Genomic DNA, 23,036 nt, shown 5'->3' with positions numbered 1-23,036 from the left:
CGTCCCACCTGCGCAAACACCCCGCGAAGCGGACCGTGGGGGTATGACACGGACAGCGGCGGCCCCGTCCAGGTCCTTCCTCGACGAGGTGAAGGACGCGGTCACCCCGCGGGCCACGCTGCTGGTCCTCGGTGTGGTCGCCCTGCAGTTGCTCTTCATCGCCTCCTATGTGGGGGCGCTGCACCATCCGAAGCCGAAGGACGTGCCGTTCGGGGTGGTCGCACCGGGCGCCGCCGCGGATCGGACGGTGACCCGGCTGGAGCGGCTGCCGGGCGGCCCGCTGGATCCCCGCGCGCTCGCCGACGAGGCGACGGCCCGCGAGCAGATCGCGCACCGCGACCTCGACGGCGCCCTGCTGATCGCTCCGGACGGCACCACCGACACCCTGCTGGTCGCCTCCGGCGGCGGCGCGGCACTCTCCCGCGCGCTGCTCTCCCTCACCACCGAGCTGGAGAAGGACCAGGGGCGCACGGTACGGACCGTCGACGTGGCCCCGGCCGACGCGCAGGACGCCAACGGGCTCACGCCGTTCTACCTGGTCGTCGGCTGGTGCGTGGGCGGCTATCTGTGCGCGTCGGCGCTGGCGATCAGCGCGGGGGCGCGGCCGGCCGATCCGCGGCGCGCGGTGATCCGGCTCGCCACCATGGCCCTGGTCGCGGTCGTCGGCGGACTCGGTGGAGCGGTCGTCGTCGGCCCGGTCCTGGGGGCCCTGCCGGGGAGCGTGGCGGCCCTGTGGGGACTCGGCGCGCTCATCACCTTCGCGGTGGGCGCCGCCACCCTCGCGCTCCAGCGCGTCTTCGGCATCGTCGGCATCGGGGTGGCCGTCCTGCTGGTGGTGATCCTGGGCAACCCGAGCGCGGGCGGCGCACTCCCCCCACCGATGCTGCCCCCGTTCTGGCACGCGATCGGCCCGGCCCTCCCCCCGGGCGCGGGCACCTGGGCGGCCCGCTCGATCGCCTACTTCGAGGGCAACGACGTCACCGCTTCCCTCCTGGTCCTGACGGCCTGGGCGGCCGTGGGCACCGCGATCACCCTGGCAGTGGGTTCACGCCGGAGGGGTAATCCCCTACACCCCGGCCCACAGGGGCGCCCTTGAGGGGCGCGGGGAACTGCGCGCCCAGCCACAGCGGACCCGCACCCTCCGAACGACGCCAGAACCCCGCCCCCACCAGACCGGGGGAACGGGGCTCACGCGTACTCGGCAAGACGGCGAAGCCGTCAGCCGATCTGCGTACCGGTCGCGGACAGTGCCTCGGTCACCGGCTGGAAGAACGTCTCCCCACCGGAGGTGCAGTCGCCGCTGCCACCGGACGTGAGTCCCACCGCGCTGCTCCCCGAGAACAGCGACCCGCCGCTGTCCCCCGGCTCCGCGCAGACATCGGTCTGGATGAGCCCGTTGACGATGTCACCGTTGCCGTAGTTCACGGTGGCGTCCAGCCCGGTCACCGACCCGTCGTGGACCTGGGTCGTGGACCCGCTCCGGGTGACCTGCATACCGACGGTGGCCTCCGCCGCGCCGGAGATCTGCTGCGCGGAACCGTTGTAGAGGTTCACCTCGCTCGGGTGCGCCACGTCCGCGGTGTACTTCACCAGGCCGTAGTCGTCGCCGGGGAAGCTGGAGGCCGCGTTCTGCCCGATCTCGGTGCCCGAGGAGTCGGACCAGGTGGTGATCCCCTCGGTGCAGTGCCCCGCGGTGAGGAAGAACGGCTCGCCGCCCTTGACCACGTTGAAGCCGAGCGAGCAGCGGCCGGTGCCCCCGGTGATGGCGTCACCGCCGGCGACGAAGGGCTTGAACTCCCCCTTCGTCCGCTTCAGTTCGGTCGTGCCGCCGAGCCCGTCGACGACCTCGGTCAGCTCGGCCAGCTCGGCACCCGTGACCGTACGGTCCGCGGTGACGACGACCTTGTTGGCCGCGGGGTCGAGCGCCCACGCGGTGCCGGGGATGGTCGCGTCCTGCTTCAGCGTCGTACGGGCGCTCTTCAGTTCGGCGAGGGAGTTCTCGACGACTCTGGCCTCGGCGCCGGCCGACTCGACGGTCTCGGCCGCGGCCTCGTCGAGGACGTTCACGACGAGGCTCTTGGCCTGTGCGTCGTAGTACGTTCCGGCCGCGTCGGCGCCGAGATCCTTGCCGAGCGTCGAGGCGAGCTTTCCGGCCGCCGTGACCGAGAGGGTCTTCGGCTCGGGAGCGGGCGCGTTCTCACTCGCGTTCGCACTCTGCAAGGTGACTCCGCCGGCGACCAGGGCCGCGATGCCCGCGCCGGCCACGGCCGCCCGTCGTCCGGGTATGCGTCGATGCTTCAACTCGTGTCCTCCTGTGGGGGGGCGGACGCGACGGTTGTGGGGACCACCGCGACCGAAAGGTGCACGGCAATGACGGCGACTCACGAAAAAAGCCGCGTCCATGCCAACGGACGCCGACCACTATTCCGAGGCCGTACCGGAGCACACAAGGTCGACTTCAGGACGCGCGCGCCAGAACCGGCACGCGCCCCCGCACGGTTGACGCGCGTTGACAAGACCGCTGTCACACCACGTCGATCCCCATTGCAAATACTACGGGCGAGTAACTAATGACCTTCCGTGAGGTCTAGTCCTGGCTGGATTTCGACCCTCCGAAGTCCGGATCCAGCGGTGCCTCCACGGGCGGGAGTTGCTCCTGCGTCGTTTTCTGCCACTCCGCCAGCAGCAGTTGCGCCTGCGCCGACAGGTCCGGGGGCAGGGCCGACGGCTGCGGAGTCCCGGCCGAGGGCGACTGCGGCTGTTGCGCCGCCTGCGTCGCCTGGGACCCTTGGGGCGCCTGCTGTTGTGACACCTGCGGTGTCGGTGGCTGCGGTGTCGGTGGCTGGGGTGTCGGTGGCTGCTGTGCCCGCTCCAGGAACCGCAACAGCTCGACCGGGAAGGGCAGGACGAGCGTGGAGTTCTTCTCGGCCGCGACCGCCACCACGGTCTGCAGCAGCCTCAGCTGGAGCGCCGCGGGCTGCTCCGACATCACTCCGGCGGCCTCCGCCAGCTTCTTCGACGCCTGCAGCTCGGCGTCCGCGTTGATGACCCGGGCCCGCCGCTCACGGTCGGCCTCCGCCTGCCGCGCCATGGACCGCTTCATCGTCTCCGGCAGCGACACGTCCTTGATCTCGACCCGGTCGATGGAGACACCCCACTCGACGGCGGGGCTGTCGATCATCAGCTCCAGGCCCTGGTTCAGTTTCTCCCGGTTGGAGAGCAGGTCGTCCAGCTCGCTCTTGCCGATGATCGAGCGCAGCGAGGTCTGCGCCATCTGCGAGACGGCGAACCGGTAGTCCTCGACCTGGATGACCGCGTCGGAGGCGGACACCACCTTGAAGTAGACGACGGCGTCCACCCTGACCGTGACGTTGTCCCGGGTGATCCCCTCCTGGGCGGGCACCGGCATCGTCACGATCTGCATGTTGACCTTCTGGAGCCGGTCCACGAAGGGCACGATCATGGTGAATCCCGGACCGCGCACCCCGGATCGCAGCTTTCCGAGCCGGAGGACCACTCCGCGCTCGTACTGTCTGATGACCCGGGCCGCGGTCATCGCGTACACCGCTCCGGCTGACGCGAGTGTCACTCCCGCCGCCACCAGTTCCTCGACCATGACGACCCCCCGGGGTCCGTGACGGGCGCAAAAGGTGTGTACTTCGACGGTAACTCCGGCGCGCGGGCGAAGGGGAGATGGAGGACCGAGGTGCCGAGCGGGATACGGATGCGGGACGGACGGCGGCTGGCGTTCGAGGAGTGGGGCGACCCGGACGGCACGCCGGTGGTCCTGCTGCACGGCACACCGGGCTGCCGGCTCGGGGCGGTGCCGCACGACCTGATCGGGGCCCGGCCCGGGGTGCGGTTCATCGCGTACGACCGACCGGGGTACGGGGACTCCGACCGCGGCCCCGGCCGCCGGGTGGCACAGGCCGCGCGGGACGTGGCCGCGCTGGCGGACGCACTCGGGCTCGGCCGGTTCGCGGTGCTCGGCAGGGCGGGCGGCGCCCCGCACGCGCTGGCCTGTGCGGCGCTGCTGCCGGCCCGGGTACGGCGGGTCGCCGCACTGGCGAGCACCGCGCCGCCCGTCGCCGAGGGGCTGAACTGGTTCGAGGGGATGGCGGCGTCCTGCGTCGAGGAGTTCACGCGGGCGCTGACGGACCCGCTGGACCACGCGGACCGGCTCGCCGCCCGGGCCGCCGCGATCCGGGCGGACCCGGCTCAGTTCTTCGCGTCGATCCGTGACGGGCTCACCGACTCCGACCGGCGGATCGTCTCCACGCCGGCCGTGAGCGACCTGCTGCTGCGTTCCTACCGTGCGGCGCTGCGCACCTCGGCGTACGGCTGGCTCGACGACCATCTCGCGCTGCTGAGCCACTGGGGGTTCGACCCGGCGGGCATCACCCGCCCCGTGCTGCTGTGGCACGGCGCCGAGGACACCTTCGCGCCGGTGGGCCACTTCGAGTGGCTGGCGCGGCACATTCCCCGCGCCCGCCCGGTCCTGGACCCGAAGGGCGGCCACTTCTCGGCGCTGGAGGCCCTCCCGGACGTACTGGACTGGCTGTGCGCGGCACCACGGACCGTCGGCTGAGCCGGAACCGCGGCCCCTGACGCCCCAGGGGCGCCGGCCCGCGGCTCCGGGCCGACCGGGGACGGGCCCCCGCACCGCGAACGGTGTGCGGGGGCCCGTCTGCTGCCGGCTGCGGTCAGGTGGTGCGGGTGTCGCTCCTTCGTACCGGTCAGAACACGCTGACGCCGTAGGCGCTCAGCGCCTCGGTGACCGGCTGGAAGAACGTGGTGCCGCCGGAGCTGCAGTTGCCGCTGCCGCCGGAGGTCAGACCGTAGGCGACACCGTTGCTGCCGTAGAGCGGACCGCCGGAGTCGCCGGGCTCGGCGCAGACCGTGGTCTGGATCATGCCGTAGACGACGTCGCCGCCACCGTAGTTGACGGTCGCGTTGAGGGCCGTGACCCGTCCGGTGCGCGTACCGGTGGTGGAGCCGGTGCGGATGACGTTGGTGCCCACGCTCGGGGTGGCCGCGCTGGTGATGTCCACGTTGCCCGCGGTGCCCGCCTTGGCGATCGTGGTGTTGCTGTAGCTCACCCGCCCGTAGTCGTTCGTCGGGAAGCTGCTGGCGGCGGTCGGGCCGAGGACCGTCGTACGGGCGGAGTTGGCGTACCAGGTGCCTCCGCCCTCAGTGCAGTGACCGGCGGTCAGGAAGGAGATGGTCCCCGCGCTGTTGCGCACGTTGAAGCCCAGGGAGCAGCGCCCCGAGCCCGAGTAGATGGCGTCGCCGCCCTTGATCAGCTTGGTGAACTTTCCGGGGGTGTGCTTGATCTGCAGGGCAGCGGCGTTGTCGCCCGCGGCCTGCTTGATCTTCGCGATCTCCGCCGCGGAGACGGTGCTGTCGACCGTGACCACGACCTTGCCGGTCCTGGCGTCGGTCACCCAGGCGGTGCCCGGCACATCGGCCTTGAGCACCGAGGAGTTGGCGCTCTTCAGCTCCGACGCACTGAACGTCGATGCGTCGTTCGCGTTCGCCGCGGGGACGGTGAACGCGGCCGCGGCCACGAGTCCGGAGGTCACGGCGATCAGCCGGGTCCGTCTCGCTATGCCGCTACGGGGGGTGGTGCGCTTGGTCCTCACTGTTCGTTCCCTCCAAAGGGAAGTCGGGGGCCCGCGTGGGGTCGGGGCCCGTGAGGCGCACGCCAGAGGCAGAGTGTCCGGATTCCGGATACGCCGTGCCCCTGACAAGGCGCTGGGGGGAGTATTTGGCCGCGCACCCGACGGACGCAAGGGCGCCTTTCGGCCGTACGGCGTTCAACTTGCGTATGCCCTAGAGGAGTTGATCTTGTCGGCGCCGATGCGTGGAAAGGCGTTCGTTCACCGGAGCAGACCGCGCTCTCCGGCGGCGATGCCCGCGCCCAGGGTATTGCCCGGCGGCGGGAACGGGCAGATGAAATGGTCCGCGAATGCGCACGGCGGGAGCAGGGCACGGTTGAAGTCCACCGTCGTGCGCCCCCGGGTGTCGGGAGCCGCCGGGCGCAGGAAGCGGAAGCGGAAGCGGAAGCGAGGTCCTGGCCGTCCAGCGTGAAGACGAGGTCACCGCCGAGCCCCAGTCCCCGCTCGCGCCCGTCGGCGTTCCCCACCCGCACGGTCCGGCTCTCCCGGTACGGCGTGAAGCGCCCCGGCACCGACCAGCGCGGGTCGTACGGGGTGGCCTCGATGCCGCGGAACGCCCGCCGCGCCGGAGAGTCCGGGTCGAAGTCGCGTACGCCCCACACGCCTTCGCGCACCAGGACGACGAACCGGCGCCCGCCGTGTGCGACACGGGCGTCCTCGGCCGCGCCGAGGTCGGCCCCGAGCCGGACCTCGCCGGTCAGGGGCTGCCCGTCCACGAGGATGCCGTCGGACTCCCCGGCCGTCAGCACGACCGCGTCGCCGTCCACGGTCCACCGGCCGGGCATGGCTGGAATTCGCCCCTCTGGATGGTTCTCGATCCAGTGCGTGCCGCGGAGCGCGAGTGGTCCGTGGGGCGCGGACACCGTCCTGGTGCGGCGCTCGTGCCAGATCTCCCAGTCCTGCGACGCGTCCGTCGTCATCCGATCAACCCTTCCATACGGGATCGGGCAACCCCAGGTGTGAACGGAGCGTCGCGCCGGAGTACTCCGTCCGGAACGCGCCCCGCTCCTGGAGCAGCGGCACGACCCGGTCCACGAAGGCGTCGAGGCCGTCCGGCGTCGCCCGCGGTACGAGGACGAAGCCGTCGGCCGCGCCGGCCCGGACGCACGCGTCGATCTCGGCGGCGACCGCTTCGGGTGTGCCGGTGAGGGACCGCCGCTTCTCGGCCACGGCGGTGGCAGCGGGTACGCCGGTGGCAGCCGGGGCGGTGGGTAAGGCGAGAGGGCCGGCGAGCGCGAGGTCGGCCACGGGCATGACCTTCAGGTCGTCGCGGTCACGGCCGTGCCCGGCGAGGCGTCCCTTCACGTCGGCGTAGAGCGCACGGCTCTCCTCCAGGGTCCCGTGCCGGGTGAGGAGGACGTCGGCGGCCGAGGCGGCGAACTCACGGTCCGCGGGCGAGTCCCCGGCCCACAGGACGACGGGGTACCCCTGCGGGGAGCGGGGCACGGTGGACTCGCCCGCGATGTCGAAGTGCCGGCCGTGGTGCGCGAACGGACGCGAGACGCCGTCCGGCGTCCAGGCGTCCCACACCTCCCGTGCGGTGGTGAGGAACTCGGCGGCGCGGGCGCGGGCCGCCTCCCGGTGCGGGCGACGCCGGACAGGGGGCAGGCCGGTGCCGGTCCCGCCGAGGAAGTCGCCGCGCCTGAAGTTCGCCCCGCCGGACGCGTCGGAGGAGGACACCACGTGCCACGCGGCACGTCCGCCGCTGAGATGGTCCGCCGTGGCGAGCCTGCGCGCGAGTTCGTACGGCTCGTTGAAGGTGGTGTCGACCGGGGCGGCGAGCCCCAGCCGCCCGGTGACGGCGGAGAGCGCGTTCAGCACGGTGAGCGACTCGGGACCTCCGGTCGCCTCCGGGCCGCGCCTCCCGTCCTGGGGCCCGCCCGGCCGCGGCTCCCCGGCGAGCAGGAGGAAGTCGAACAGACCGCGTTCGGCGGTGCGCGCGAGCCGCTCGCAGGACGCGTAAGCGATCTCCGGCAGGAGCGCGGCGAGATGGATCCGCCGACGGGCGGACGGTTCGGCAGGCGATTCGGCGGGTGGTCCGGGTGGCGGTCCGGCGGGCGTGCGTACGGTCATGGCGTTCCCCCTGTCACGGCGTATTGGTTGGCGGGTCTGGCCAGCCCGAGGTGCTCGCGGAGTGTGCTGCCCGGGTAGAAGGTGCGGAACAGACCGCGGTGCTGCAGCAGGGCGACCGTGCCGTTGACCAGGCGTTCCAGGTCCCGCCTCGGCTCGACCGGGGTGAGGTGGAAACCGTCGGCGGTACCGGTCTCGTGCCAGGCGGTGATCAGTTCGGCGAGGTCGACGGGGCCGCCGCGGTACAGCGGGCCCTGCGGGGTCTGCCGGGGGCCGCCCCCGCCGTGGCCGCGCTCGGCCGCACGCTCACCGTCACCGAGGTCGACGGCGAGGGCGGCGAGGACCCGCAGTTCGTCCGGGTCCCGGCCGTGGGCGAGCGCGGAGGCGTGCAACTCGGCGCGGACGGCGCCGATGTGCGCCGGGGTCGCCCCCTGGACGAGTGCCACGTCCGCGTACCGGGCCGCGGTCGCCCGGGCATGCCGGTCCGTGGCGTCGACGACCCGCACGGGGTGCCCCTGCGGAGGCCGGGGCACGGTCGACGGGCCGCGTACGGCGAAGGTGTCGCCCGCGAAGTCGACCCGGTGCAGCCCGTCCGGCCGGTCGCCCTCGCGTGTCCCGGCGTCGCCCTCCCGGCTGTCCCACAGCCGCGCGGCCACCTCGGCGACCTGTCCCGCCTCGTGCCACAGCGCGTCGGCCGGCGCGGCGTGCCGACGGCCGAAGAGGCGGGCCTCGCCCTCGGTCGTCGACACGTCGATACACCAGCCGGCCCGCCCGCGGCTCACCCAGTCGAGGGTCGCCACGGCGGCCTGGACGTGGAACGGCTCGGTGTGCGTGGTCGTCACGGTCGGCACCAGACCGATACGGGTCGTCTCGGGCGCGACGCGCGCCAGCACGGCGAGCGCGTCGAGGCCGGGCCGCGCGAAGGTGTCGCCCAGCGTCACGAAGTCGAGGCTGCCGCGCTCCGCGAGCCGCGCCAGCTCGACGTGCGCCGAGGCGTCGTGCGGCGCCTCCTGATCGACGGCTGCGGCCAGGTGCAGGAGCCCCCGGCCGTTCGGGGCAGTCATGAAAGGGAGGACCTCTCTGGGAGTTCCCGTTCCGCCGCGGCGAGCGGCCGCGGCGGAACGGGGTCGACGGGGGTGGGACCGGCGGGGTGGGACCGGCGGGGCTCGCGAGGCGACGCCGACGCGGTGTCAGATCTGCGGCAGGCCCGGCTGCTTGGTCCGTGACGTCGGTACGGCCGCGCTCGACGGGTCCCACGGCTCGGGCACCCGCTCATGACTGCCGTTCCCGGCCGGGCGGTCGACGGCCCACGGCGGCAAGACTCTCCATCGGTGGCGCCACCGGCTCGGGCTGCGCGCTCCGGCAACCTCGTGCGGCAGGGCGCCGAGGGCGAAGTCGGGGGCGGACGCGGTTGCGGGTACCGCGTCCTTCGGTGCGGCCACCTCTATGAGGGTGTGCGAGGACATGCGAAGGCTCCGTGATGCGTCGAATAGAGCACGGGTGGTGCCTTCACACAGGTCACGCAAGGTGTGCCGGATGCCCGGAGGCGTCGTACGGCAGACGCGGCCGAGCCCCTCAGCAGGGCCGCGTCCGTCGAGAGTACGGGGGCGTTTCCCCCGCCTGTCAAGGTCGTCCACACTATGAGCCGTGCGTCTCACGTCAGTTGACGCGCAACCGAATGCCTGTTCCACTTATGCGCATGCATTCGCAGCCGTGGCTGGTCACACGCTCCCACATCGACTTCGGTCGAGTGTGGTCCTCGTCCTGTTGAGCTGACCCGCTGCGCGCCCGGGCCCTTCAAGGGCGGGCGCCCTCCGCGTTCTCGGCACCGCCCCCACCCCTTGACGCCCTCACACGCGCACCCCTCCCCTCGCGCTCTCCCCGCCCTTCGTCCTTCCCCTCCCGCCCCCGGCGGAAGCCGTCAACAACTGCAGTCGCAGCCGCAGCCGTCACAGCAGTTCCCACAGCAGTCACCGCACTTGCCGCAGCAGTCGCAGCACTCACAGCAGTCACTGCAGTTGTCGCACCGCTGGCAGAACCCGGGCTTCCGCTCCCCGGACCAGGGATCGTGGTACTCGCCGCAGCACAACTGGCACGTACAGGCCAGCCCCGCCCACACGGCGCACCCCGCGAGAAGCCCGCGCCGGTCACGGCGCGGCGGCTCGGGCGGCGGGGGCGTACCGCCGGGCCCGGACGGGGCGTAGGGGTTGCCGTGCGAACAGGACGCGGTACCGAACGCCCGGTCCACCGAGTTCCGCAGCTCGTGCGCGAGCAGCACGTGCGCCAGCCTGCCGTCGGTGAACTCGATGTCGCGCAGCGCGAGCCGTATCCCGTGCAGCGCGTCGTCGGCGAGGCGCCGGGCCTCCGTGAGGGAGGCCCCGGTGGCGGTCAGCGGATTCCAGGCCCCGGCAGCCGCGTCGGCCTCCCTGTCCTCCACGGCGTCCAGCAGGTGGGCGAGCCGTCCGAAGAGCCGGCCGGCCTCGGCGAGCGGCTCCGCGTTGCCGGGCCGGCCGGCCAGCACCGCGGTGTGCGCGAAGGCCGCGGCGGTCGCGGTCTCGGTCGGTTCGGTGACGGTCAGCAGCGGTGTGCCGGGGCCGGCGAGCGTCTCGATGCCCACCTGCCGGTCCACCGCGTCGACCAGTACGGCGGTGTCGAACCCGACGGCGGAACCGGTCCTGGCGCCCGCCCGTCCCCAGTTCGTGGCAACGCGGCGCGCCGCGAGCGCCACCGGCCGGCGTGCAAGCAGTCCGTCCCCGTCGGCCATGTGGTCGCGCATCTTCGCGGAGGCGAGGACCAGCGAGACAGCGGCGGCGAGCCGCGCGCCCTCACCCTGAGCGACCGACGCGCTCCGCATTCCGCGCAATGGGCAGGGCCCCGCCGTACGCCGTCCCTCTATTCCGGGCGCGGCCTGAGCCTCCGTCAGAACCGATATCAGCAGGCCGTCGTAGTTCGTGACGACTCGTGAGAACTGCCCGTGGTCCCCGCGCAGCGCGAGACAAAGTCCGCACAGATGCGCCATCCATTGCGTGGCGAGGTTCTCTCCCAGCCGATGACGGCAGGGCTTCACTATTCCGAACAAGACGATCCCCCGTGGTGTGAACGACGTTGAGCTGCGGCATCGTAGCGACCGCTTCGTTCACCCGTACGCTCCAGCCGTCACCCGTCCGCCGTGAGAAATCATATTTCACTCACAGTCAGCAGCGGTGTACGTCACGACCCTTGGGGTACGCGGCCTCTCGACGGATTCGCTGTGCACCAGTACCGTCACGAAACCCCAGCGCGGCGTCTATCCCCTTGGCGCGACATCCGCATCATGGACGACCATGGGGACGCGGACAGAAGAAAGACCGCTGTGAGAGGAGGCGTCCATGGGATCGGTGCGCAAGGCGAGTGCCTGGCTTGGCCTCGTCGACGACAACGATGACGAGCGTTACTACGACGACGACTACGCCGAGGGATCCGAGACCGGGAGCCGGGAGGTCTGGGTCACGGACCCGCGGGTCAAGGTGGCCTCGGAGGCGGCCGAGGAGAAGGGCCGCCGGATCGGCACGGTGACCCCGGACAGCTTCCGGGACGCCCGCGGCATCGGCGAGCTCTTCCGTGACGGTGTTCCCGTCATCATGAACCTCACGGCCATGGAGGCCGCCGACGCCAAGCGCGTCGTCGACTTCGCGGCCGGCCTGATCTTCGGCCTGCGCGGCTCCATCGAGCGCGTGTCGAACCGGGTCTTCCTGCTGACCCCCGCCGACACCGAGATCGTCAGCGGGGAACCGGCCGCCCGTCGCACGGACGGCTTCTTCAACCAGAGCTAGGCAAGGCCGCTCACCGGCCCGCGTTCCCGGCACCGCGGTGGGAGCGTCCCACCGGGCCCTACCGGAACGCGTCGAGACCGGTGAGCGCCTTGCCCAGCACCAGTTGGTGCATCTCGACGGTGCCCTCGTAGGTCAGCACCGACTCCAGGTTCGTCGCGTGGCGCATCACGGGGTATTCGAGCGAGATCCCGTTGGCGCCGAGGATCGTGCGCGCCGTACGGCAGATGTCGATCGCCTCCCGCACGTTGTTGAGCTTGCCGAAACTGATCTGCTCGGGACGCAGCCGTCCCGCGTCCATCCGCCGGCCCAGATGGTGGGCCAGCAGAATGCCCTTGTGCAGTTCGACCGCCATGTCGGCCAGCTTGGCCTGCGTGAGCTGGAATCCGCCGATGGGCCGCCCGAACTGCTCGCGCGTCTTCGCGTACTCCACCGCCGCCTCGAAACTCGCCCGCGCGGCGCCCATCGAGCCCCACACGATGCCGTACCTGGCGTGGGACAGACAGCTGAGCGGGCCCTTGAGCCCGGTGACCTCCGGCAGTACGGCTTCGCCGGGCAGCCGCACCCCGTCGAGGACCAGCTCGCTGGTGACCGACGCCCGCAGGGACCACTTGTGCTTGATCTCCGGCGCGGAGAAGCCGGGGCTGTCCGTCGGCACGACGAACCCGCGGATGCCGTCGTCGGTCCGCGCCCAGACGACGGCCACCCCCGCCACCGACCCGTTGGTGATCCACATCTTGCGCCCGGTGAGGACCCAGTCCCCGCCGTCCCGCTTCGCGTACGTCCGCATGGCGCCGGGGTCCGAGCCGTGGTCGGGCTCCGTCAGCCCGAAGCAGCCGATGACCTCACCGGCGGCCATCCGCGGCAGCCATGTCTGCTTCTGCTCCTCACTGCCGAACCGGTGGATCGCGTACATCGCGAGCGAGCCCTGCACGGAGACGAGCGAGCGGATCCCGGAGTCGGCGGCCTCCAGCTCCAGACAGGCGAGGCCGTACTGCACGGCGGAGGCCCCGGCGCACCCGTATCCGTCGAGTGACATCCCGAGGGCGCCGATCCCGCCCAACTCCCGCGCCAGTTCCCGGATCCCCGGCAGCTCACCCTGTTCGTACCACTCGGCGACGTACGGCAGCACCCGGTCCGCCGCCCAGGCCCGCACGGTGTCCCGGACCGCCAGGTCCTCCGCGCTCAGCAGGTCGTCGACCCCGAGCGGATCGGCGGGGTCGAACGGCGGCAACTTCGACATGGGGACCTCCGACGCGACGCGTAAAACTAGCAGTGGTAACTACGGGTGGTCCTTGACGTTACGACGCGCTGCGACGCACGTCCAGGACCGCACCGGACCGACCGTCCCGCAGTTGCCGACGACGGGGCCGCCCCAGGGGAAACCCGCACGGTGCGGGCCCCGTACGGGCGGTGCGGGCGCACGACGCACCGGCGCGCGCCACGCCGCACGGTCAGTGCACGGACTCGGCGCGCACGGGCACACCCGCCTCCCGGGGCCCCGGAACCAGCCCCACCGGCTCCCCGCACTCCATCGCCCGGGGCAACCGCAGCGCCATCACCGCCCCCAGCAGCAACAGCCCCGCGCTCACCAGCAACGTCACGTGCAGCCCGTGCACGAACGCATGCCGGGCCGCCACCCGCAGCGCCTCCCCCGACCCCCCGCCCAGCCGCGCGGCGACCTCGTACGCCTCCCCCAGGGAGTGCCGCGCCGCGGCCGAGTCCCCCGCGGCGACACCGGGAACGGACGCGAGTCCGGGCGCGTACGCCGCGTTCATCACGCTCCCGAGGAGCGCGATCCCGATCCCCGCCCCGAGCTGGTACGACGTCTCCCCGATGGCGGCGGCCCCGCCGGCCTGCTCCGGCGGCGCCTCGCTCAGCATCGACTCGTACGCGCCGAAGAGCGTGACCTCCAGGCCGAACCCGAGCATCACGAACCCGGTCAGCAGCAGCGGGGCGTTGTCGTCGGCCCCCATCGCCGTCAGTGTGACGACCGCCGCGGCGGTGAGGCAGAACCCGGAGCAGACCATGGTCCGCGGCCCGAAGCGCTGCAGCAGCTTCGCCCCGGCCAGCCCCGCGGCCATCGCGGCGACGGTGAGCGGCACCAGCCGCAGCCCGGTCTCCAGCGGGGAGAGCCCCAGCACGAGTTGCAGATACTGCGCCGCGATGAGTTCGAGACCGACCAGCGCGAGCATCGCCAGCACGATGCATCCGACGGAGGTGCTGAAGGCGGGCCGCGAGAACATCGTCAGGTCGACCAGCGGCTTCCGGCGCCGCCGCTGCCGCCGTACGAACGCGACGAGGAGTCCGGCGCCCGCCAGCAGCGGCACCGCGGTGAACACGCTCAACGCGTCCTCGCCGCCACCGAGCCGCTTGACGCCGAGGACGACGCCGAAGAGCCCGGCCGCGGCCATCAGCGCGCCGACGACGTCCCACGGTCCGTCGCGCTCGCCCGTCGACTCGGGCAGCAGCAGCCGCCCGACGGGGAGGCTGACCAGCATCAGCGGGATGTTGACGAGGAAGACCGACCCCCACCAGAAGTGCTCCAGGAGAAAGCCGCCGAGGAGCGGTCCGACGGCCGCGCCGACCGCGGCGACCGCGCTCCAGACACCGATCGCGAGCGCCCGCTCGCGCCGGTCGGGGAAGACCTGCCGCAGGATGGACAGCGTCGCGGGCATGATCATCGCGCCGCCGACGCCGAGCAGGGCACGCGCCGCGATCAGTACCTCCGCGCTGTCGGCGAGGGCCGCGGCGGCGGACGCGACGCCGAAGAGGGCGTATCCGAGGAGCAGGACGCGTCTGCGGCCGATCCGGTCGCCCAGCGTGCCGAAGAGGATCAGCAGCGAGGCGCAGACGAGCGGGTAGATGTCGACGATCCAGAGCAGCTCTATCGCGCCGGGCGTGAGGTCCTCGGTGACGGCGGGCACCGCGACGTGCAGCACGGTGGCGTCGACGGCGACCAGGAGCAGGCTGACACACAGCACCACAAGGACGACCCAGCGGTTTGCACCGGCCCCGGTCCCCCGACGGCGACGCGCGGCGGCCGTGGTCGTCCCGGACATGTACGTACCTCCCAGATGTTCCCTCGCGTTCGGCGATCCGCTGGGTGGGGACTCCCTGCGGCTGCGGCTCGGGAGGAGCGGTGTCCCGGCCCACGCAACAAAGGCGAGTGAGCCGCCAGAGTACGCGAGTTCCCCCCGATGACGGGTGGCGGACCTCTCACGTTCGCCTGGGACGCGTGTGGCGTGCGCCACGCCGCTCCGGGCCGGGCGCGCCCCGCCGGGGGGCGCGGTCGCGGGTGCCCTCGATAATCGGGGCCGTGACCGATCTCGCGGCGCCCGTCGCGCCACCCCGTCCGGGACCGTCCTGGCGCCGTGCCGTGCCCGCTCTCCTCGGGTACGCGGCGGTGCGTGCGCTGGGCCTGGTGGCGCTCGCGGTGTGGAGCGCCACCAGGGACAGCAGCGCGCGCCGCCTGCTCTCGGCGCGCTGGGACTCCCTCTGGTACACCCGGGTCGCCGAGCTCGGCTACGGCTATGAGGTGCGCCTGCCCAACGGCGACGTGCACTCGAACCTGGCCTTCTTCCCCCTGCTGCCCTGGCTGGAGCGGGCGGTGTCGGCGGTGTCCCCGCTGTCGTACGCGGACGCGGGCCTGCTGGTGAGCACGGTCGCCTCGCTCGCGGCGGCCTGGGGGATCTTCGCGGTCGCGGACCACGTGTACGGACGGCGGGCCGGGATCTGCGCCGTGCTGGTGTGGGCCGTCCTGCCCGTCGGGATCGTGCAGTCGATGGCGTACAGCGAGTCGCTGTTCACGGCGCTGGCGGCCTGGTCGCTGTACGCCGTCCTGACCGGCCGCTGGCTGACCGCGGGCGTGCTCGCCTCCCTGGCCGGTCTGACCCGACCGGTGGGCGTGGCCGTCGTCGCGGCCGTATGGGTGACGGCCGTCTCCTCTTTCGTACGGGAGCGAAGCGTGCCCGCACCGGACGGCGCACCCGGATGGCGGCGCGCCCTGGCGATGCTGGTCGCGCCCCTCGGGGCGGCCGGGTACGTCCTGTGGGTCGGCCACCGCACGGGCGGGGGCCCGCTGGGCTATCTCGACGTGCAGGCGGGCTGGCGCAACGGCTTCGACGGCGGCTACGCGTTCGCCCGGTTCGTCGCCGACAAGTTCACCTCGTTCCCGTCGGCCCTGGCCGGTCTCGGGCTGCTCGCCGGCGTCGGGCTGCTCGGATGGCTGTACGCGGCCTGCGTGCGGCAGCGGCAGCCACTGCCCCTGCTGGTGTACTCGGGCACCGTCACCGTCCTCGCCCTGTGCGCGTCGAGCTACTTCGGCTCGAAACCACGCCTCCTGCTGCCCGCGTTTCCCCTCCTCCTGCCCCTGGCACTGGCCCTCGCCGGACAGCGAAACCGCAGGTGGGCATGGGTGCTGGGGCCGGTGGCGGTGGCGTCGGCGGTGTACGGCGCCGGCTGGCTGAACGGCTCGGGTCCGCCGTGATCACTCTCGGTGTCCGGTGAGCAGTGGGAGAAGGACACGCAAGCTTCCGGTGAACGAATTCATAAGCGCCACAAAACTCCGCTCCGGAACGATCAATCGAATTGAAGGAAGAGCGCACGAGGGATTCCATAATCCACGGCAATTAGCCCCGTTCTGAGAGCTTTCCCACATCACATCGTCATCACAAAGAGGGTGCTTCGCGCTTGAACACACCTCACTCGCTGTAACGTCGATTGGGTGCGTACCGAACGAAAGCTGACTCGTCTGGACCGGGTCTTCGCCCGGCTGGACCGTGAGCCGGAACGACCGGCCCACATCGACGTGCCCCGGATGAGCCGGCACCGAGTGGTCCTCTTCGCGTCCACGCTCGCCTTCTACGCCGCCATCGTGTGGGCCGTCGTGATCACCTCGTGGCTGGTCAGGCTCGACTGGCAGGTCATGTTCTTCCGGCCGTACCAGCAGTGGCCCGAGATCCACGCGTTCCTCGACTACTACGTGGTGCTGGGCCAGCGCGGTCCCACCGCCGTGATGATCGCGGCCTGGCTGGGCTGGCGCTCCTGGCGGCAGCACACCCTGCGCCCGCTGCTCACGCTGGGTGCCTCGCTGCTGCTCCTGAACCTCACGGTGGGGGCCGCCAAGCTCAGCATGGGCCGTCTCGGTCCGCACTACGCGACGAGCGTCGGCTCGAACGAGATGTGGCTGGGCGGCGACATATTTCCTTCGGGCCACACCGCCAACGCCGTCGTGACCTGGGGCATCCTCGCCTACCTGGCCTCGACGCCGCGGGCCAGGCGCTGGCTGTCGGCCGTCTCCGCCGTGGTGTCGCTCGGCGTCGGCCTCACCACCGTGTATCTCGGTACGCACTGGCTGAGCGATGTCGTGCTGGGCTGGGCCGCCGGCCTGCTGATCCTGCTCGCGCTGCCCTGGTTCGAGCCGCTGATCGCGCGCGCCGAGACCGTCGTCTTCGACCTGCGCGACGCCTGGCGCGCCCGTCGCCGCGGCACCGCCCCGGCCGCTCCGGCCCCGGTCCCCACGGCGCCCGCCCCGGCCGCCGACGCGGCCGCCGAGCAGGAGCCCGTGGTGCGCGAGCCGGTGGCCGCCTCCCGGCCGCCCAGGGTGCAGGGCTACCTGGCGCCCGGCCCGCACCTGACCCGCTCGGAGCGCACACCGGTGACGCCGGTCGGCAGCCGCAGGCCCCCGCAGTCGGACCGAGTGACACGTGGCACCGCGTCGGCGCGGCCCCTGGCGGGCGGCTGACCGCGGGCGCCCACGGCAGGAAGCAGGGGCGCAGCCCCGCTCCTCAGGGGCGCGGGGAACTGCGCGCTCAGCCCCCGCCCGCCCGCACAGGACCTGTGCGGGAGAGCTCCGGCGTCAGCCCTTCCAGCTGCGCGTCACACGGCCGTCGGTGACCTCCAGGTTCAGCCGCCCCGACAGGTACTCCATCGTGATGATCGCGCCCGGCGGCAACGACCGTACGGTGGACCACCCCCGCTCGCGGGCCCGGCGCTCGGCGTCGTCCGCCGCCAGCCCGACGTACGCGTCCGGAGTGTCGGAGGGCTCTGCGGAAGAAGGAGGGGGAATCGGTGCCATGCCGCCACGTTAGGCGCCGCGGTGCGGGCGGGGAACCCCGGGTCCGCCACCATCCGTCACCGGTCCCTCTCCGGTCACACTTCTGTCACAGGACAACCACGCCCGTTTCGGCCGGCCTTCCTCACACGTACGGGCGGTTCGGCAGGCGTTCCGGTGGCCTTCGAACGTAATTCTGGAGTGCTCGGCACTAACTCCGCCGCGACCCCGAATACCCGGCCGTATTGCGGCCCGGCGGCTGCCCGTTCGCGCTTTTTCTTTCCGATTCCGTGGCGCCGCGGGCACGTTGGGAGGCCACGGCAAATACATGGTTCAAGCACAGAACCCGTGGACGCCCTCTGTCGGAGCCCGGTACCCCGCGAGCATCATGGCGTCAGTTCCAGGGAGCCCGGGCGCGACGAGCGAGGGGGCAGGGATGGGGACGGACACCGCACAGGAGGCGGTACGGCCCGCACCGGTGAAGCGGCCGGGGCGGCTGGTCGTCGACTGGCTCACCACGACCGACCACAAGAAGATCGGGCACCTCTATCTGATCACGTCGTTCGCGTTCTTCCTGGTCGGCGGTCTGATGGCGCTGGTGATGCGGGCCGAGCTGGCCCGGCCCGGCACGCAGCTCATCGACAACAACCAGTTCAACCAGATGTTCACGATGCACGGCACGATCATGCTGCTGCTCTTCGCGACGCCGACCTTCGCCGGGTTCGCCAACGAGATCATGCCGCTGCAGATCGGCGCCCCGGACGTCGCCTTCCCCCGGCTGAACATGCTGTCCTACTGGCTGTTCCTCTTCGGCGGGCTGATCGTGCTGGGCTCGCTGCTGGTGCCCGAGGGGCCCGCGAACTTCGGCTGGTTCGCGTACGCGCCGCTGAACAGCCTGGAGCGGTCGCCGGGGATCGGCGCCGACATGTGGATCATGGGTCTGGCGCTGGCCGGCTTCGGCACGATCCTCGGCGCGGTGAACTTCCTGACGACCATCATCGGGATGCGCGCACCCGGCATGACGATGTTCCGGATGCCGATCTTCACGTGGAACACGCTGTTCACGTCGATCCTGATCCTGCTGGCCTTCCCGGTGCTCGCCGCGGCGCTCCTGGTCCTGGAGGCGGACCGGCGGTTCGGCTCGCAGGTCTTCGCCTCGGCCAACGGCGGGGCGCTGCTGTGGCAGCACCTCTTCTGGTTCTTCGGGCATCCCGAGGTCTACATCATCGCGCTGCCGTTCTTCGGGATCATCACGGAGATCATCCCGGTGTTCAGCAGGAAGCCGATCTTCGGCTATCTGACGCTGGTCGGCGCCACGATGGCCATCACCGGTCTGTCCGTGGTCGTGTGGGCCCACCACATGTTCGCGACGGGCGCGGTGCTGCTGCCGTTCTTCTCGTTCATGTCGTTCCTGATCGCGGTGCCGACGGGTGTGAAGTTCTTCAACTGGACCGGCACGATGCTCAAGGGGTCGCTCTCCTTCGAGACACCGATGCTCTGGGCGACGGGCTTCCTGGTGTCGTTCCTGTTCGGCGGTCTGACGGGCGTGATCCTGGCCTCGCCGCCGCTGGACTTCCACGTCACGGACACGTACTTCGTGGTGGCGCACTTCCACTACGTGGTGTTCGGCACCGTCGTCTTCGCGACCTTCGGCGGCTTCACCTTCTGGTGGCCGAAGTTCACCGGGAAGATGCTGGACGAGCGGCTCGGCAAGCTGCACTTCTGGACGCTCTTCACCGGCTTCCACACCACGTTCCTGGTGCAGCACTGGCTGGGCGCGGAGGGCATGCCGCGCCGCTACGCGGACTACCTGGCGGCCGACGGGTTCACGGCGCTCAACACCGTCTCGACGATCGGCGCGTTCCTGCTGGGCATGTCGACCCTGCCGTTCCTCTACAACGTCTGGAAGACGGCCAGGTACGGCGAGAAGGTCGACTCCGACGACCCGTGGGGCTTCGGCCGCTCGCTGGAGTGGGCGACCTCGTGCCCGCCGCCGCGGCACAACTTCACCACGCTGCCCCGGATCCGCTCCGAGTCGCCGGCGTTCGACCTGCACCATCCGCGGTTCGCGGCGATCACGCCGCCCCAGACCCGCTCCGGCCAGGAGGACAGCCCGCAGATCCGCTTCGGTCAAGAGCGTCCGTCAACCGGTCCCGAGCAGTACTGATCGCCCCGATGAGCTCGACGGGCTCCAGCACCTCGAACGGGAGGCCCAGCAGCATGACGTGAATGACCATCACGTCCAGGCTCGCGGCGCCGGTGCGCAGGACGCAGCTGTCCGGGCCCTCGGCCTCCAGTGTCCCGGCGGACGGCGAGACCCGCCCGGCGGCCTCTTGCAGGGGCACATGGAGGCGGACCACGGCGTGCGCGGCGTACGCGCGCGTGGAGACCCCCCGGGAGACGTACGCGGCGAGGTCCTCGGCCGGTGACGCACGGGGCGTGCAGCGCGGCCCGTGGGGCGGCCTGGGCGTGATGCGGTCCACCCGGAACGTCCGCCAGTCGTCGCGGTCGAGGTCCCAGGCGACCAGGTACCAGCGGTGCTCGGTGCACACCAGCCGGTGCGGTTCGGCCGTGCGGCGGGCCGGGACGCCGTCGTGGGTGCGGTAGTCGAAGCGCAGCCGCTCCGCGTCGCGGCAGGCGGCGGCGAGTTCGGTCAGGACGGCGGGGTCGACGGCGGAGGGGTGCGGGCCGCGCAGCATGGGCACGGTGAAGGCGTTCAGGGTGCTCACCCGGCGGCGCAGCCGGTGCGGCAGCACCTGTTCGAGCTTGGCGAGGGCGCGTACGGAGGTCTCACCGATGCCCTCGATGCCCTGTCCCGCGGCGGTGCGCAGACCGACGGCGACGGCGACGGCCTCGTCGTCGTCGAGGAGCAGCGGAGGCAGTTCGGCCCCCGCGCCCAGTTGGTAGCCGCCGCCCGTGCCGGGGCTGGCGTGCACCGGGTAGCCGAGCTCCCGCAGCCGGTCCACGTCCCGGCGGACCGTGCGCGGGGTGACGCCGAGGCGGCTCGCGAGGGCGGCACCCGACCATTCGCGGTGCGCCTGGAGCAGCGAGAGGAGGCGCAGAAGTCGTGCGGAGGTCTCCAGCATGCGGCGAGTCTGCCAGGGCTTGCGGACGAGTGCTGTCCGCAAGCCCTGTGGAAGCCCCGCTGCGGCCCGGTGATCGAAGCGCGGGTGCGTCGTGGCGGGTCGCGCAGTTCCCCGCGCCCCTTTGAGGGCGCTGCCGGACCGCGGCCTACGAAGTTGCTGCGGTCACCGTCACCGAGAGGTCGTTGTCTCTCGTGTAGTACGGGCCGGCCGTCACCGGGCCGTGCTCCGTCTCCACGGTGGCCTTCGGGTACACGAAGATGGGCTTCTTGTCGGCGATGTCGTCGAGCAGCCGCGCGATCCGTACCCGCGGCCCGGCCGCCCCCGCCGGGTGCAGCCACAGGTCCCAGACGCCCTGCGGCAGTCCGGGGAGGGCCACGGTGAAGCCGAACGCCGCCCCGTCCCCGTGGACCTCGGCCCTGCGCGCTTCCTGTCCCTCACGGCCGGCGAGCTCGACGTACGCGTCCGGGGTGAGCGCGACCCCGTACACCCGCCCCCGGACGTCCAGTTCGTCCTCTCCTATGTGCAGTTCGCCGGCCTCCGCGTGCGGGGCGCGCAGCCAGCTGCGGACGGAGAGGTTGCCGTGCTTGGTCGCGTACGGGATGCGGACGGCGACGTGTCCGCGGGCCCCGCTCGGTACCCGGTCGACGAGCGAGCGCAGGTCGTTCAGGCCGGGCGTCAGACGCTCCGGCTCGCCGTCGGCGGTCTGCGCGTAGGCGTCCCAGCGGCCCTCGGGCAGTTCGACACTGCTGGGCAGCGCGGCACGCAGCCGGCCGTCGGCGGCCGGGGAGAGCGGCAGCCGGACCTCCTGGAGGCCGTCCCGGTGGCGCAGCACGAGATGCGTGCCGCCGGCGTCCCCGAGTTCGGTCATGTCGAAGGTCAGGCCGCCCGCGGAGTCGGCGGTGCAGTCGGCACGCGGAGGCATGGCGTCGTCCTCGTCGGTGGGCTGGGGTGCGGCCTGCGGAGCCAGGGCCGTCATGCGGAACGCTCCTTCCCGAACACGGTCAGTCCGGCATCGCGGACGGCATACGCGCCGCCGAGCAGCGCTCCCCTGGTGCGGTGCAGCGAGCCGCGCATCCTGCCGATCCTCGTGGCGCCGCCACGTGCGACGAGACCGCTGAAGAGCGACTCGTAGCGCTCGGCGATCCGCGCCGGGTCGAAGCGCTCGGAGTCCCGGAGCGCCGCGCTCGCCATCTTGCCGCGCAGTGCGTCGTCATTGATGAGTTCGAGCAGGCCGTCGGCGATGGCCCGGACGTTCCCGACCGGCACGAGACGTCCGTCGACACCGTTGTCGATGATCTCCCCCGGTCCGTGCGGGCAGTCGGTGGAGACGACGGGCAGGCCGCAGCGCATGGCCTCGACGATGGTCATGCCGAAGGACTCCATGCTGGAGGTGACGGCGGCGATGGAGCCCTTGGCCCACTCCGGTTCGATGGGGTGGGCCGGCCCCATCAGCAGTACGTGGTTGTAGAGCCCGCGTTCGTCGATGAGGCGGCGCAGCTTGTCCTTCTGCTTTCCGCTGCCGTAGATCCGCAGACGCCAGTCGGGCCGCTGGGCGCGCACCAGGTCGAACGCTTTGATCAGCAGGTCGTACCGCTTGACGGGGGCGAGGCGGCCGGCCGCGACGACCCACTTCGCGGAGCCGTCCGCGGGCTCCACGCCGGACGCGGGCACCGAGTTGGGCACGGCCGCCACCCGCACGCCGGGCAGCCGCATCGTCGTGCGGTACGCGTGGGCGTCGGCCTCCGTGGTCGTGGTGACCGCGTCGAGCCGGGGGTAGGCGCCGCGCAGTTCCGCGCGCAGCCCGACGGAGTGACTGTCGAGGGTGAGGTGCTCCTGGCCGACGCGGACCGGGCCGCGCCGGGTCTCACGGGCCAGGTGCACGTTCAGGCCGGGTCGGGTGCCGACCACGACGTCGGCGTCGACCGTCGAGAGGTGCTCCGCTATACGGCGGTCGGTCAGGACGCTGTACTGGTCGTAGCGGATCTCCCCCTTCGGGAAGACGCGGGCCGGGGTCAGGAACGCGGGGTCGTCGCCCTCGTATCCCGGGCCGCCCCTGCGCAGGTCGACGAGATGGCGCAGGCGTACGCGCGGGTTCCGGGCGAAGACCGGCTCGTCGCGGTGACGGAGGACGGAGACGACCTCGACGTCGTGCTGCTCGGCAAGGGCGTTCGCGAGGTTGTACGTCGTCCGGATCGTCCCACCGATTCCGTAGGCGTTGTGTATCAGGAAAGAAATCTGCATGCGTCCCCGTATCTCCGGCTCATCCAGCTACCTCAGGGTTAGACCGGGGAGTTGGCGTGATGGTTGGCTCTGATTATCACTCTGTTCCCCAAGAGTT

The 23,036-nt window shown here is 71.9% G+C and carries 19 protein-coding genes and 1 pseudogene; 6 read left to right on the top strand and 14 right to left on the bottom strand.

The window, feature by feature from the left end; genetic code table 11:
- Nucleotides 1-43: 43 nt before the first annotated feature.
- Nucleotides 44-1,096, top strand: a complete 1,053-nt coding sequence (locus ACFYXC_RS27590; RefSeq protein ID WP_388914029.1) for a DUF3533 domain-containing protein — start codon at nt 44-46, stop codon at nt 1,094-1,096.
- A 122-nt stretch (nt 1,097-1,218) separates the two neighbouring features.
- Here ACFYXC_RS27590 and ACFYXC_RS27585 read toward each other — a convergent pair whose 3' ends face one another.
- Together ACFYXC_RS27585 and ACFYXC_RS27580 are read right to left on the bottom strand one after the other, a co-directional pair.
- Nucleotides 1,219-2,301, bottom strand: a complete 1,083-nt coding sequence (locus ACFYXC_RS27585; protein ID WP_389554502.1) for a S1 family peptidase — start codon at nt 2,299-2,301, stop codon at nt 1,219-1,221.
- Between the two features lie 286 nt (nt 2,302-2,587).
- The gene (locus ACFYXC_RS27580; RefSeq protein ID WP_389554500.1) at nt 2,588-3,616 is read right to left on the bottom strand and encodes a slipin family protein; all 1,029 of its coding nucleotides are present in this window, start codon (nt 3,614-3,616) and stop codon (nt 2,588-2,590) included.
- 108 nt (nt 3,617-3,724) lie between these two features.
- Here ACFYXC_RS27580 and ACFYXC_RS27575 point away from each other — a divergent pair, with 108 nt between their 5' ends.
- Nucleotides 3,725-4,588, top strand: a complete 864-nt coding sequence (locus ACFYXC_RS27575) for an alpha/beta fold hydrolase (RefSeq protein ID WP_389554639.1) — start codon at nt 3,725-3,727, stop codon at nt 4,586-4,588.
- Between the two features lie 148 nt (nt 4,589-4,736).
- Here the strand turns inward: ACFYXC_RS27575 and ACFYXC_RS27570 are convergent, their stop codons facing one another.
- The 6 genes and pseudogenes from ACFYXC_RS27570 to ACFYXC_RS27545 all read right to left on the bottom strand — a co-directional run bounded on the left by ACFYXC_RS27570 (nt 4,737) and on the right by ACFYXC_RS27545 (nt 10,827).
- Nucleotides 4,737-5,642: a S1 family peptidase gene (locus ACFYXC_RS27570; protein ID WP_388914038.1), complete on the bottom strand. Its 906-nt coding sequence runs from the start codon at nt 5,640-5,642 to the stop codon at nt 4,737-4,739.
- A gap of 237 nt (nt 5,643-5,879) precedes the next feature.
- Nucleotides 5,880-6,598 (bottom strand): annotated as a pseudogene (locus tag ACFYXC_RS27565) (DUF1684 domain-containing protein).
- Nucleotides 6,599-6,602: 4 nt separating this feature from the next.
- Entirely contained in the window at nt 6,603-7,751 is a 1,149-nt protein-coding gene (locus ACFYXC_RS27560) for an LLM class flavin-dependent oxidoreductase (RefSeq protein ID WP_389554498.1), read from the bottom strand.
- Nucleotides 7,748-8,812, bottom strand: a complete 1,065-nt coding sequence (locus ACFYXC_RS27555; protein WP_389554496.1) for an LLM class flavin-dependent oxidoreductase — start codon at nt 8,810-8,812, stop codon at nt 7,748-7,750. The genes ACFYXC_RS27560 and ACFYXC_RS27555 overlap by 4 nt, the downstream gene beginning before the upstream one ends.
- Before the next feature lie 126 nt (nt 8,813-8,938).
- Entirely contained in the window at nt 8,939-9,214 is a 276-nt protein-coding gene (locus tag ACFYXC_RS27550) for a hypothetical protein (protein ID WP_389554494.1), read from the bottom strand.
- A 455-nt stretch (nt 9,215-9,669) separates the two neighbouring features.
- The gene (locus ACFYXC_RS27545) at nt 9,670-10,827 is read right to left on the bottom strand and encodes a DUF5685 family protein (protein WP_388914047.1); all 1,158 of its coding nucleotides are present in this window, start codon (nt 10,825-10,827) and stop codon (nt 9,670-9,672) included.
- Between the two features lie 289 nt (nt 10,828-11,116).
- On the opposite strand from ACFYXC_RS27545, the gene ACFYXC_RS27540 reads away from it, so the two are divergent.
- Nucleotides 11,117-11,560 (top strand): cell division protein SepF, encoded by a 444-nt coding sequence (locus ACFYXC_RS27540; RefSeq protein ID WP_217459371.1) that lies wholly within the window; start codon nt 11,117-11,119, stop codon nt 11,558-11,560.
- Nucleotides 11,561-11,618: 58 nt separating this feature from the next.
- On the opposite strand, the gene ACFYXC_RS27535 is transcribed toward ACFYXC_RS27540, so the two are convergent.
- Nucleotides 11,619-12,800, bottom strand: a complete 1,182-nt coding sequence (locus ACFYXC_RS27535) for an acyl-CoA dehydrogenase family protein (protein ID WP_389554491.1) — start codon at nt 12,798-12,800, stop codon at nt 11,619-11,621.
- A gap of 211 nt (nt 12,801-13,011) precedes the next feature.
- Nucleotides 13,012-14,619: an MFS transporter gene (locus tag ACFYXC_RS27530; protein ID WP_389554489.1), complete on the bottom strand. Its 1,608-nt coding sequence runs from the start codon at nt 14,617-14,619 to the stop codon at nt 13,012-13,014.
- Between the two features lie 257 nt (nt 14,620-14,876).
- On the opposite strand from ACFYXC_RS27530, the gene ACFYXC_RS27525 reads away from it, so the two are divergent.
- Nucleotides 14,877-16,046: a glycosyltransferase family 39 protein gene (locus ACFYXC_RS27525; RefSeq protein WP_388914057.1), complete on the top strand. Its 1,170-nt coding sequence runs from the start codon at nt 14,877-14,879 to the stop codon at nt 16,044-16,046.
- Nucleotides 16,047-16,283: 237 nt separating this feature from the next.
- Nucleotides 16,284-17,303: a phosphatase PAP2 family protein gene (locus ACFYXC_RS27520; protein WP_389554487.1), complete on the top strand. Its 1,020-nt coding sequence runs from the start codon at nt 16,284-16,286 to the stop codon at nt 17,301-17,303.
- A gap of 114 nt (nt 17,304-17,417) precedes the next feature.
- Here ACFYXC_RS27520 and ACFYXC_RS27515 read toward each other — a convergent pair whose 3' ends face one another.
- Nucleotides 17,418-17,636, bottom strand: coding sequence for an I78 family peptidase inhibitor (locus ACFYXC_RS27515; RefSeq protein ID WP_388914063.1), 219 nt, complete (start codon nt 17,634-17,636; stop codon nt 17,418-17,420).
- A 412-nt stretch (nt 17,637-18,048) separates the two neighbouring features.
- Here ACFYXC_RS27515 and ctaD point away from each other — a divergent pair, with 412 nt between their 5' ends.
- Nucleotides 18,049-19,779 (top strand): cytochrome c oxidase subunit I, encoded by a 1,731-nt coding sequence (gene ctaD, locus ACFYXC_RS27510; protein WP_389554485.1) that lies wholly within the window; start codon nt 18,049-18,051, stop codon nt 19,777-19,779.
- On the opposite strand, the gene ACFYXC_RS27505 is transcribed toward ctaD, so the two are convergent.
- The 3 genes from ACFYXC_RS27505 to ACFYXC_RS27495 all read right to left on the bottom strand — a co-directional run bounded on the left by ACFYXC_RS27505 (nt 19,688) and on the right by ACFYXC_RS27495 (nt 22,939).
- Entirely contained in the window at nt 19,688-20,698 is a 1,011-nt protein-coding gene (locus tag ACFYXC_RS27505) for a helix-turn-helix transcriptional regulator (RefSeq protein WP_389554483.1), read from the bottom strand. The genes ctaD and ACFYXC_RS27505 overlap by 92 nt on opposite strands.
- Before the next feature lie 145 nt (nt 20,699-20,843).
- Nucleotides 20,844-21,674 (bottom strand): hypothetical protein, encoded by an 831-nt coding sequence (locus ACFYXC_RS27500; protein ID WP_389554481.1) that lies wholly within the window; start codon nt 21,672-21,674, stop codon nt 20,844-20,846.
- Nucleotides 21,671-22,939, bottom strand: a complete 1,269-nt coding sequence (locus tag ACFYXC_RS27495; protein WP_389554479.1) for a glycosyltransferase family 4 protein — start codon at nt 22,937-22,939, stop codon at nt 21,671-21,673. Before ACFYXC_RS27495 ends, ACFYXC_RS27500 begins: the two co-directional genes overlap by 4 nt.
- Nucleotides 22,940-23,036 lie beyond the last annotated feature (97 nt).

Source organism: Streptomyces sp. NPDC002701, from assembly GCF_042889045.1.
Classification (GTDB): Bacteria; Actinomycetota; Actinomycetes; order Streptomycetales; family Streptomycetaceae; genus Streptomyces.
The sequence above is the reverse complement of the archived record's forward strand: the minus strand, read 5'-3'. Positions and strand labels throughout refer to the sequence as shown.